The following is a 12640-nucleotide window of genomic DNA, read 5'->3' as shown; positions in this document are numbered from 1 at the left end:
GGACATGACTAGAGCCACTGGATTCTCAAGATTTATCCATGCCATGTGGAAGTACAAGGCGCTGACACTAATGATGCTGCCGGCCGTTCTTGTCCTTCTGGCACACAGCTATCTGCCGATGTTCGGTATATTCATTGCGTTCAAGAATGTGAATTACATTGACGGAATTTGGGGGAGTCCATGGGTAGGATTTGATAACTTCAAATTCCTGTTCTCCTCGGGGGATATGTGGAGAATTGTAAGAAACACGCTCCTGTACAGCTTAACCTTTATGATGCTTAACTTAGTGCTGTCAGTATCGATCGCGGTGGCCATCAATGAGATCCGGAGGCGGTTTCTGGCAAAAGCTTACCAAAGCTTCATTATCCTGCCGCACTTCCTGTCAATGGTAGTAGTGAGTTATCTCGTATACGCTTTCCTGCAGCCGGATCATGGCTTCATCAATGCCACCGTCCTCAAAGCCTTCGGGCAGGATGCGGTGTTCTGGTATTCGGAGAAGGAATTCTGGCCTTATATCCTGGTGTTCGTGAACGCCTGGAAGCATGCCGGCTTCGGTGCTGTAATCTATATTGCGGCGATCGCCGGAATTGACCCCGAATATTATGAGGCTGCGCTTATCGACGGGGCTTCCAAGTGGAAGCAGATTACGAACATAACGATTCCTTTTATCCGGCCGGTCATTATCATTATGACGATTCTGTCGATGGGAAGTATCTTCAGTTCAGACTTCGGGCTGTTCTTCCAGGTGCCCATGAACTCAGGGGCATTGTATCCGGTTACGGATACCGTCGATACGTATGTATACCGGGCCTTGATGCAATTAAATGATATCGGGATGTCCTCGGCCACGGCGCTTGTTCAATCGGTGGTTGGGTTCATCATGGTGATCGCAACCAATAGCGCGGTCAGACAAATTGACCGGGAACAGGCATTATTCTAAATAAAGGAGAACAATCATGGCCAACGACTCCGGCAGCCGCATCGGCGGAATTTCTGTAGCTTCCAGTTTAATTTTAAACATTGCTTTTGTAATCCTCTCATTAATCTGCTTTTTGCCTGTTCTGCTAGTCATTATTGTATCCTTCACAGACGGACAGTCCATTCTGACTCAGGGGTACAGCTTTGTTCCGGATAAATGGTCGTTCATTGCCTACGAATCCATCTTTAAGGATTTTCAGACGATTCTGTCGGGCTACCGGGTAAGCTTTACCATAACCATTCTTGGCACAGCGCTCAGTGTACTGCTCATGGCACTGTATGCCTATCCCATTTCACGTGCGGATTATCCGTTCCGTAATGCATTTACGTTCTTTTTGTTCTTCACGATGTTGTTTAACGGCGGGATGGTCAGCAGATATTTAATTTATACTCAGGTGCTGCATATCAAGGATTCCTATATGGCGCTGATCCTGCCCATGCTGATTGTGCCATTCAACGTAATCATTATGCGGACCTTTTTCCAGACGACCATTCATCCTGCAGTGATTGAATCGGCAAGAATTGACGGTGCGGGTGAGCTTAGAATCTTCCTGCGGATCGTTCTGCCGCTCTCGTTGCCTGTCATGGCAACCATGGCCTTGTTCAGCACAATCGGTTATTGGAACGACTGGTTCAATGCGCTGCTGTATATCAGCAGTGAGGACAAATATCCGCTCCAGTATTTGATGATGCGTGTCCTCAATGACGTGCAATATCTGCGCAATAACGTAGAGCTGGCCGCCCAGAATCCAACGATGATGAAGAATCTGCCGAATGAATCCTTGCAGATGGCAATGGCCGTCATAGGGATGGGGCCGATTCTGATCGCGTATCCTTTCTTTCAGAAATATTTTGTCAAAGGCCTCACAGTAGGGGCTGTAAAGGGCTAAAGCAGCGGTGGAACCGGCAAGCAGCCTATTCTGTCTGCCGTTCTATATATAAGCTTAATCATTTAGGGAGGGTTAATATGAAAAAGTTAAAAGGGCGCAAACCGCTATTCACAGCGATTATTCTGGTTCTTGCGTTATCCTTGCAGGCATGCTCTGGCGGTAATAACGGGGGTACTTCTGAACCGGCAGCATCAAAAGGCACGGAGAGCACGAGTACTGCGGCACCTGCTGACAGTCCGGAATCACTGAAGCCTTACGAGGTGTCGATTATCTACTTCGGTGCGCCGCAGCGGGATGATGCGCTGGTGGAAGCCAAGCTCAGTGAATATTTCAAAGAGAAATTCAATGCCACTGTTGATCTTCAGCCGATCGCCTCCAGCGAATACAAGCAGAAGACCGAGCTGATGTTAAATGCCGGTGAACCGATGGATCTTGTATTCACAGCCTCATGGCTTAATTTCTTCGGTAATGTCTCTAAGGGCGCCTTCCTGGATCTGGATGATCTGCTGGCCAAATACGGGCAGGGCATCTCGGAGAACCTGAACCCGATCTACCTGGAGGCTCCGCGCTACAAAGGGAAGCTATATGGGATTCCCACAAACAAAGAGATTACCCAGGGCAAGGCCTACACTTACCGGAAAGATATAGTCGACAAATATAGTATCCCTATTGAGGATATTAAGACGATGTCAGACTTTGAACCCTGGTTCAAGCTGCTGAAGGAGAAAGAGCCGGAATTGATTCTGGATTTCATTAAGGAGTCGGGTGAAGGCATGATGTATGAGACCCGCTCGAACTTCCGCGTTATCGGGCCAACACCTAACAAGATTCCTTTGTTCTTATATGACTATACAAATACAGATAACATCCAGATAAAGTCGGTTATTGATCCGGAAATCTCATCGATTGCCAAAGCGGAATATGAGCTGAACCGCAGCTATTATGAGAAGGGCTACATCAATAGCGATGCAGCTACAACAACGACTGACATCGGTGATTTAAGAAAACAGGGTAAAATCTGGATGCAGCAGGCCGTCTGGAAGCCGGGGGCTGATATTGAACTGAAAATTGCCACAGACAATAAATATGATTTCGTCTCTAAGGTTATCGAAGAGCCTATTGTAACCACGGACCTTGCCGCCGGATCGATGTTCTCCATCTCCCGCACCTCCAAAGATCCGGAGCGGGCCATGATGGTATTAAATGCGCTGCATACCGATCCTTATGCCGTGAACCTGTTCGTTAACGGAATTGAAGGAACCCACTATAAGAAGATTAGCGAGAACCGCATCGAGCCGATTGCCGATTCCGGATATGGCACCAGCGCCTTGTTCTGGGTGATCGGTAATCAGCTCATCAATTATCTCAAGCCGGGTCAGCCTGATGATTTGTATTCAAGCTGGAAGGAATTCAACAATGAGGCCAAACGTTCACCGCTGTTAGGGTTCGTATTCGATGAGTCATCCGTCAAGAACGAGATTACTCAGCTTACCTCGGTCATTGGCGAATACCGGGCCGCGAGCACGGGGGCAATTCCTGACCCTGCCAAAATGCTTGAGGAAAGAAATGAGAAATTAAAGAAGGCCGGCATTGAGAAGGTCCAAACAGAATTGCAGACCCAAATTGATACCTGGAAAGCAGCTCAATAATTAACGGATTGAAGCATGGCAGGAGGTCTGTTGTTTCAGGGCGTCCTGCCATTTAACTGTACAAGAGAAAAGGAGACAATGCACAATGGAGACTTGGATCAATGAGGCCTGGGATTATTCCCTGGGCAAATTAAGCAATACGCGCCACAGAATCGGAGCAACCTTCCCCAATGCCTCTTACGGCGGAAAATATGATGCGCGTGATCCCGATTGCTGGACCAACGGGTTCTGGCCCGGAATCCTGTGGCTGGCTTATCGTGCTACCGGCGATGAGGAATACCGGAGGATCGCCGAGAACTGTGAGGAGCAGCTGGATGCGCCTCTTCAGGAATACGAACAGCTACATCATGATAACGGATTCCTCTGGAGCTTGTCAGCGGTAGCCGACTACAAGCTTACCGGCAATATGCTGTCCAGAAGAAGAGGGCTGATTGCTGCCAGCCATTTAGCCAGCCGCTTTAATCTCAAAGGGCATTTCATCCGTGCCTGGCTATATGAGGGCAGCGAAGGCCTGGCTATTATAGATTGCATGATGAATCTTGGCTTACTGTATTGGGCCAGCGAAGAGCTTAAGGACCCGCGGTACCGGCATATAGCCGCTGCACATTCTGAGATGGCGCTCCGCGAATTCATCCGTCAGGATGGCTCGGTGCACCATATCGTCCGCTTCGATCCCGGAACGGGAGAGCGGATAGAAGCGCTTGGCGGACAAGGGTATAGTCCGGATTCTGCCTGGTCCCGCGGATCGGCCTGGGCAATTTACGGATTCGCTATAGGGTACCGGTATACGCGCGACATCCGGTTTTTGGATGCGGCCAAAGCGGCTGCGGATTATTTCGCTGCACAATTGCCGGAGGATCTTGTGCCACCGTGGGATTTCCGGGCACCTGCCGAACAGCTATGGGCCAAAGATTCAACAGCTGCGGCCTGCGCAGCCAGCGGAATGCTGGAAATTGCCTTTCTGCTGGAAGGTGAAGAAGCAGCGCGCTACCGGAAGCTCGGCGCGGCAATAACGGAAGCGCTGTTCCGTCATTACGCGCCGGAGGACCCGGCGGAAGAGGCGTTGATTACCAAGGGAACCGGCAGCTTCCCGTCCAATGCCGAAGTAGAGGTGCCTATCATCTACGGCGACTTTTTCTTTCTGGAAGCCTTGCTGAAGTTAAAGGGAGAGAACGAAATCTTTTGGTAGAGGGAAGGCTTTACCGGCAATGAAGGAGGTACAACGTTGATGAGAAGAAGAGTGGATTATGTCGATCCGTTTATAGGTGTGGATGGAGAAAACAATTGCTTGTGCGGGCCTTATCTGCCCGGCAGCATCGTAAGGCTTGGCCCGGATACGCTGCCGCCGCAGCTATCCCACGGCTACGACAGTTCGAGGCCGATTATCAGATTCAGTCATACGCATGTCAGCGGGACGGGAGGCGGAGGCCGTTACGGCAATGTGGGCTTCACCCCTTATACCGGCATGCAGCGGTTCCATATCGATCCTTACCTTAAGGAAAATGAGCAGGCCGAAGCAGGATATTACAGCGTGCAATTAATGCCCGCTGCCATACAGGCTGAATTGACCAGCACAGCGCGCACAGGCATCCACCGTTACAGCTTCAAGGCCGGGGATGCTGCCAACCTGCTGATTGATGCAGGAGCAGTAATTCAGGTAGGCGGAGATGAGCCGGGGAAGACTACCGGCGTCTCCACGGGCGGTTACCTTGAAGTGATATCGGAGTACGAGATTGCAGGCCGTTCTGATCTGCGCGGGGGTTGGGGGCATGAGTTCCCTTATTCCGTCTACTTCTATATCCGCTTCGATCAGCCGATGAATAGCAGCCTGTTGGCGGACACCGGTGGAGTACGCCGCAGCCCGTCTGTGGATGGGCCGAATTGTAAGGCTTCTCTTAGCTTCGGTAACTGCGGAGTTCTGGTGGCGAAGACTGGTATTTCTTATGTAAGTGTCGGCAAGGCCAGAGCCAGTGTGGACCGGGAGGCGTCAGCCGGATTTGATGAAATCCGGCAAGCGGCCAGTAGCATCTGGGAGGATAAACTCAGCAGAGTCACGGTGGAAGGCGGAAGTGAGGAGCATGTGCGGCTGTTCTATACCCTGATGACCCGGCTGTTCTGTATGCCGAGTGACTTGGGTGTAGACGATGAGAACTTCGCCTGGGAATCCGGGGTCCGGCATTTCACTGATCTGTATGCACTGTGGGACAGCGTTCGAAATGCCAACTCGTTGATTACACTGCTCGACCCGCAGCTTGAAGCGGATATCCTCAATTGTCTGCTGGATATCGCGGATCATACCGGCTGGTTGCCGGACGCCTGGATTATGGGACATAGCGCGATGATTCAAGGAGGAAGCTCCGCAGATGTGCTGTTCTGTGAAGCGGCGCTTAAGAAGCTTGAGGGAATCGACTATGCCAAAGCCCTGAAGCAAATGCGCAAGAATAATGAGGTTACGTCTCCGGACACCTGGCTCTATGGCCGTCACCTGAAGGATTACCATTCCCTGGGGTACTTGTCTACGGATGTGAAGAAAAACAGTGTATCCCGTCATATGGAGTATACCTATCAGGACTGGTGTATCGGCCGGTTGGCTGAGGTTCTTGGTCAGGAGGAGACGGCAGAAGAATATTATCAAAGCTCGGAGAAGCTATGGAATTTATGGCGGGAGGATCTTAAATGCTTTGCGCCCCGGCTTCCGGACGGGGAATGGGCAAGGTCCTTTGACCCCACATACTGCCTGCCGGATTCATGGAATGATCCTTACTTCTACGAAGGAACCAGCCTGCAATGGTCGTTCAGCACGCATCATGACTTTCATGGACTGGTCGAACGGCACGGGGGTACAGAAGCTTTTATCAGGCATTTAGACCATTTCTTTGACGGCGGATTCTATAACTCCAAAGAAACCATGCTGCATATTCCCTATTTATATATTTATGCAGGAAGACCCGACCGGGCGGCTGACCGGGTCCGTGAATGTCTGGAGACATACTTCAGGGCTGAACGTGACGGACTGGGGGATAACGAGGATATGGGCTGCCAGAGTGCCTTTTTCATCTGTTCTGCTATGGGGCTGTATCCTTTGATGGGTCAGGACATCTATTTCCTCGTCCCACCATTGTTCAATAAGGTAACCTTGCTGCTTGGAGCGAAGGAGACTCCCGTTCCTCTGACGATCGAGACTCAGGGTGAATGCAGCGGGTCCGGCAACCGGTATATCCGGTCTGCTTCCATCAACGGCAAGGAGTTAAACCGTGCCTGGGTCCGCCATGAAGAAATCGCCGGGGGAGGCACGCTTCTGCTGGAGCTTGGCTCTGAACCCGGAGAGTGGGGAAGCATGATTCCACCTTCCCCGCTCAAGGATAGGGAAGCGCGCACAATGGCATAAAGGGCGAACCGGTGGCTGAAGGAGAGAATGCGCATGCAGATTCTGAAAAACAAATGGCTGCAATATATCTCGGGAGATACGCTGAGTCATGAATCGCTGCAGACTGTCAGGCATGTTCAGGATACGATGCTCTATCACCAGGAGTTGCTATGGGCTGATGTTCCTTATGCTGAGAACGCTTCGGATGTATTTGTGATCATTGGCCGATTAAGAGGGATGGCGATCGCTCTGAAGTCATCACGGTCTGCTTGTTATCTGGACTCTACATTAAGGCAACAGGTGATTTATGGATTGGGATGGCTATATGCACAGAGATACAACGAAAGCTCCAGTCCCTATGGAAACTGGTGGTATTGGGAGATTGGCGTGCCGATAGCTCTGCTGGAAACCCTGCTGCTCATGGAGGAGCTGCTGGATACAGAACTTGTAGAGCGTCTACTCCTCCCCATAGACAAATATGTGGGCGATCCGGCGTTTCATGCACAGTGGTTCGTGGCTAAGGCTCCACCGTCCACCGGAGCTAATCTGGTCTGGAAGTCTACGGCAGTTGCTCTTGCTGCCGTTATTCAGGGCGACGGGCAGAAGCTGTCCGCCGCCCTTAGTGCGCTGCTTCCGGTATTCAAGAATGTTAGCGAAGGGGACGGCTTCTATGAAGATGGCTCCTTTATTCAACATGATAAATACGCGTACACCGGCGGATATGGGGTCTCACTGCTGCAGGATGTGGTCCGCCTGATGGTGTGGCTGCATGATACCCCTTGGGAATTGCCGGGTGAAGCCCGCGATTTGACAGCCAAGTGGATTGAAGATTCCTTTGTGCCCCTTATGTTCAAGGGGGCCATGCTGGATATGGCGGGCGGCAGGGAAATCTCGCGGGCGGATTCGCAGAATCATGAGAGCGGGCATTCGGTGATCACCTCCTGCTTACGCTTCTCGCGCATACTGGATGAAACGGAGCAGGTACGGCTGCTCTCCAGAGCGAAAGGGTGGATTGTGGCTGACACGTACAAATCATATACAGCCGATGCGCCGCCGGATACTGCCGCCCAAGCCAGAGCTCTGCTGGACAATGAACTCGTGCAGCCTGCCCGGGAAGAGGCCTTCTGCAAGCTGTTTGCGCATATGGACCGGGCGGTGCTGCAAGGTCCGGGTTTTGCCTACTCCATCAGTATGTTCTCCAGCCGGATCTACAGCTACGAATCTATCAACAGAGAGAATTTGAAGGGCTGGTATACTTCGTATGGCATGAGCCCTCTGTATAATAGCGACTTGGGACAATATGCCGATGCCTACTGGCCGACGGTTGATCCCTGCCGCCTGCCCGGAACTACAGTAACTACTAGGCGGAAGGAGGAGGGAGCGGGGCAAGGCCGTTTAAGCACCAAGTCTTTTGTCGGCGGGGCCGTACTTCATAACCAGTACGGCGCCATCGCCATGGAATTGGAGGATGTGGTTAACGAGGCCGATGGACTGACAGCGTTCAAAAGCTGGTTTTTGTTCGGAAACCATATTATCGCCTTAGGTTCGGATATTACGAGCCGTAATTCCGCTAAAGTGGAAACGATTATAGACAACCGGAAATTGAGCCCGTTGGGAGAACATGCGATTACAGCAGACGGAACAAGGATCTGCCGGAAGCCTGGATCTGCCGAGATAGAGACCCTTAACCCCAAATGGATTCATATGACGGGCAGTGAACGGGGAGCAGATGTGGGCTTCTTCTTTCCTGAACAATGCCGTGTACATGCCATGCGTGAACAGCGGCAAGGGAGCTGGAAGGAAATCAACGATGCCGGTTCACCTGAGAATATGGAAAGGTTCTATCAAACGTTGTGGTTCGATCATGGAGAAGCCCCGACGGGGGATACCTATGCATATGTGCTCCTGCCTGGCTACAGTGAGGAAGAGACTGCTAGTTTCGCTGAGGAACCAAGGCTGAGAATCCTGGAATTGAATGCTCAGGTGCATGCGGTTGAAGATTCTGAACTGGGAATTACAGCAGCGCATTTCTGGAAGCCCGGCTGGTATACAAGCGGGATGATTGCTTGCAGCAGCCAAGCTTCCATTGTGCTGCAAAGGAATCCGGCAGGCTGGAGCCTGGCCATAGCCGATCCGACACAAATGCAGCGCAGTCTGATCGAAATCGGGATTGAATTCAATCACCCTGTTACCCGTGTGATGAACAAGTCAGACCGGATAACGGTTGAACACAGTGAACCCGGTAAGGTGAGACTGTGGTTTGACCCGGATGGTGCAGGGGGAGCCTCGTTTCATGTTGAGCTTGGGACCTAGCGAATCTATCAAATGTATTAGGCCGCCAGAGTTGCGGCTTTCTTCTTGAAGAATGAGAGGGGGAAATCAGGGGCATTTCTGCTCCTCATTCCGCCCGAAGCGGGCTAAAAAGCGGGCTAAAAGCGGAAATCAGGGGAACTATGGACCTCTGTCAAGAAAGTAGACGTCACACAACGGTTTTTCGATTGAATAGCTTATCGTTACGGACAGCAGAGACCTTAAGTTTGTGGGAATCACCTGATCGCCCGTCCTTACGGACACCAGCGCCTTTATTCCGCCCGAAAAGTGGAGCTGGCCTATGAAAAGTGGGGGATAAGGGCTGTGGTGTCCGCAAACCCGTCAAAAGGGCCTTTTAGGAGTGGTTAAGGGCTGTGGTGTCCGTATGGGTCAGATTTGGCTTGTATTCAGATTCGAAGAGATGGCATATATCCCTTTCATTTGCTCATCCTGCCCACTTCCGGCGGATTTAGAGGGATGCTCTTCATTCCGCCCGAAGCGGGCTAAATGGGGAAATGAAAGGTAGCCTTTCAAGATCGCTCGAAATTTCATACCTTTTCTCGAATTCACGTAGTTTCTTTAGCGGCCATTCCATATCATACTATTAAATGAAAGCGCTTCATCGTAAGGCGAGATTATAGGCGCGATAAAGAGAAGACATGTGGTTGGGAAAAAAATTATGGATGAAAAGAAGAATGATGCATGGAAAAAGAAGCGTTTGGATTACGAAAACGAAGCAAACGAAGCAATGGATGAAAAAGGAGGATTATGGATGAGAAGAATGCTAATGAAAAGCTGCATGATTATGTTAATTCTGCTCCTGTCTGTCAGCGGCTTTGGAGGAATAACGGGTATGGATCGTGCCCGCGCAGCGGATGAATTCGACGGGATGAGGGAGCACCGCAAGGTTATGCTGACCGGAGGAGCCTCGCTGAATACTGCGGATACGGATATAGCCGCTGCAATTACCAGGCTGACCACTGAAGCGAACGGCTATTGGCAGACGATGAATACCTCGCCTAGCCGTACCTATCTGTGGAGCGATAACCCTGGTATTGGGAATTCGATTCACATCCGGGTGACCTATGAACGGCTATACACCATGGCGCTCGCTTATGCAACTACCGGTTCGGTGCTGTACCAAGATAGTCAGCTTGGGAGTGATATCGTTGCTGCACTCGATTATATGTACGCAACCAGATACCATGAGGCGGTAACTACGACCGCCAGCGGAACCAGCAACTGGTGGGATTGGCAGATCGGCATACCGATGCAGCTAAACGATACAGCAGTGCTGATGTATGACTCCCTAAGCCCGGCTCAAATTACGAATTATATGAAAGCTGTGGAACGTTTCTCGCCAACCGTCACCTTAACAGGAGCCAACCGCTCGTGGAAAGCGATCGTCGTAGGCGTGCGGGGTATCCTCGTCAAAGACGGTGCCAAGATTGCCGCTGCGCGTGATGGACTATCCTCGATTTTTATGTAGCACACTGTATTTGGTTTTCCGCATACATTGGGTCTAGTTACCTTCGTTGAAGCACACTGTATTCGGTTTTTCGCATACATTTGGTCTAGTTACCTTCGTTGTAGCACATTGTGTTCGGTTTTTCGCTTACATTGGACCTCTGTCAAGAAAGTTGATGTGTGAATAGCTTATCGTTACGGACAGCAGAGACCTTAAGCCTGCGGAAAGCACCTAAGTGCTGGTCCTTACGGACACCAGCGCCTTTATTCCGCCCGAAAAGTGGTGCAGGCCTATGAAAAGTGGTGGATAAGGGCTGTGGTGTCCGCAAACCCGTCATATGGGCCTAATATGAGTGGATAAGAGCTGTGGTGTCCGTAAGGGGCAGATTGGACTTGTATTTGCACCCGGAGAGATGGCATAAATCCCTCTGATTCCGCCGAAAGTGGGCGAGGGTGAAATTAAAGGGAAAACTAGCCCGGTTACCTTCGCTGGAGCACATTGTGTTCAGTTTTTCGCATACATTTGGCCCGGTTACCTTCGCTCGGGGCCGTACTTCATAACCAGTACGGCGCCATCGCCATGGAATTGGAGGATGTGGTTAACGAGGCCGATGGACTGACAGCGTTCAAAAGCTGGTTTTTGTTCGGAAACCATATTATCGCCTTAGGTTCGGATATTACGAGCCGTAATTCCGCTAAAGTGGAAACGATTATAGACAACCGGAAATTGAGCCCGTTGGGAGAACATGCGATTACAGCAGACGGAACAAGGATCTGCCGGAAGCCTGGATCTGCCGAGATAGAGACCCTTAACCCCAAATGGATTCATATGACGGGCAGTGAACGGGGAGCAGATGTGGGCTTCTTCTTTCCTGAACAATGCCGTGTACATGCCATGCGTGAACAGCGGCAAGGGAGCTGGAAGGAAATCAACGATGCCGGTTCACCTGAGAATATGGAAAGGTTCTATCAAACGTTGTGGTTCGATCATGGAGAAGCCCCGACGGGGGATACCTATGCATATGTGCTCCTGCCTGGCTACAGTGAGGAAGAGACTGCTAGTTTCGCTGAGGAACCAAGGCTGAGAATCCTGGAATTGAATGCTCAGGTGCATGCGGTTGAAGATTCTGAACTGGGAATTACAGCAGCGCATTTCTGGAAGCCCGGCTGGTATACAAGCGGGATGATTGCTTGCAGCAGCCAAGCTTCCATTGTGCTGCAAAGGAATCCGGCAGGCTGGAGCCTGGCCATAGCCGATCCGACACAAATGCAGCGCAGTCTGATCGAAATCGGGATTGAATTCAATCACCCTGTTACCCGTGTGATGAACAAGTCAGACCGGATAACGGTTGAACACAGTGAACCCGGTAAGGTGAGACTGTGGTTTGACCCGGATGGTGCAGGGGGAGCCTCGTTTCATGTTGAGCTTGGGACCTAGCGAATCTATCAAATGTATTAGGCCGCCAGAGTTGCGGCTTTCTTCTTGAAGAATGAGAGGGGGAAATCAGGGGCATTTCTGCTCCTCATTCCGCCCGAAGCGGGCTAAAAAGCGGGCTAAAAGCGGAAATCAGGGGAACTATGGACCTCTGTCAAGAAAGTAGACGTCACACAACGGTTTTTCGATTGAATAGCTTATCGTTACGGACAGCAGAGACCTTAAGTTTGTGGGAATCACCTGATCGCCCGTCCTTACGGACACCAGCGCCTTTATTCCGCCCGAAAAGTGGAGCTGGCCTATGAAAAGTGGGGGATAAGGGCTGTGGTGTCCGCAAACCCGTCAAAAGGGCCTTTTAGGAGTGGTTAAGGGCTGTGGTGTCCGTATGGGTCAGATTTGGCTTGTATTCAGATTCGAAGAGATGGCATATATCCCTTTCATTTGCTCATCCTGCCCACTTCCGGCGGATTTAGAGGGATGCTCTTCATTCCGCCCGAAGCGGGCTAAATGGGGAAATGAAAGGTAGCCTTTCAAGATCGCTCGA

General features: G+C 51.0%; 8 protein-coding genes. All 8 read left to right on the top strand.

Annotated elements, in window-relative coordinates; all coding sequences use genetic code 11:
- Positions 1 to 4 precede the first annotated feature (4 nt).
- The 8 genes from QW71_RS01600 to QW71_RS01565 all read left to right on the top strand — a co-directional run bounded on the left by QW71_RS01600 (position 5) and on the right by QW71_RS01565 (position 12099).
- Positions 5 to 940 carry a sugar ABC transporter permease gene (locus QW71_RS01600; protein WP_200905865.1) on the top strand — a complete coding sequence of 312 codons (936 nt, stop codon included), beginning with the start codon at positions 5 to 7 and terminating at the stop codon, positions 938 to 940.
- 16 nt (positions 941 to 956) lie between these two features.
- Positions 957 to 1868: a carbohydrate ABC transporter permease gene (locus QW71_RS01595; protein WP_047013546.1), complete on the top strand. Its 912-nt coding sequence runs from the start codon at positions 957 to 959 to the stop codon at positions 1866 to 1868.
- A gap of 77 nt (positions 1869 to 1945) precedes the next feature.
- Positions 1946 to 3517: an ABC transporter substrate-binding protein gene (locus QW71_RS01590; protein ID WP_039292205.1), complete on the top strand. Its 1572-nt coding sequence runs from the start codon at positions 1946 to 1948 to the stop codon at positions 3515 to 3517.
- A gap of 85 nt (positions 3518 to 3602) precedes the next feature.
- A complete protein-coding gene (locus tag QW71_RS01585; RefSeq protein ID WP_039292203.1) occupies positions 3603 to 4706 on the top strand; it encodes a glycoside hydrolase family 88 protein in 1104 nt (367 codons plus the stop codon).
- Positions 4707 to 4745: 39 nt separating this feature from the next.
- On the top strand, positions 4746 to 6905 hold the full coding sequence (locus QW71_RS01580) for a GH92 family glycosyl hydrolase (protein WP_039292200.1): 2160 nt from the start codon (positions 4746 to 4748) through the stop codon (positions 6903 to 6905).
- A gap of 33 nt (positions 6906 to 6938) precedes the next feature.
- On the top strand, positions 6939 to 9197 hold the full coding sequence (locus QW71_RS01575; RefSeq protein ID WP_039292197.1) for a polysaccharide lyase 8 family protein: 2259 nt from the start codon (positions 6939 to 6941) through the stop codon (positions 9195 to 9197).
- A 769-nt stretch (positions 9198 to 9966) separates the two neighbouring features.
- Positions 9967 to 10683 carry a hypothetical protein gene (locus QW71_RS01570; RefSeq protein WP_160311765.1) on the top strand — a complete coding sequence of 239 codons (717 nt, stop codon included), beginning with the start codon at positions 9967 to 9969 and terminating at the stop codon, positions 10681 to 10683.
- Positions 10684 to 11160: 477 nt separating this feature from the next.
- Positions 11161 to 12099, top strand: a complete 939-nt coding sequence (locus QW71_RS01565) for a polysaccharide lyase family 8 super-sandwich domain-containing protein (RefSeq protein ID WP_306766014.1) — start codon at positions 11161 to 11163, stop codon at positions 12097 to 12099.
- The last annotated feature ends 541 nt before the right edge of the window (positions 12100 to 12640 follow it).

The organism is Paenibacillus sp. IHB B 3415 (assembly GCF_000802655.2).
GTDB classification, from domain to species: Bacteria; Bacillota; Bacilli; order Paenibacillales; family Paenibacillaceae; genus Paenibacillus_AQ; species Paenibacillus_AQ phytohabitans.
Note: the sequence above shows the minus strand (reverse complement) of the source record. Positions and strands in the feature narration are given on the sequence as shown.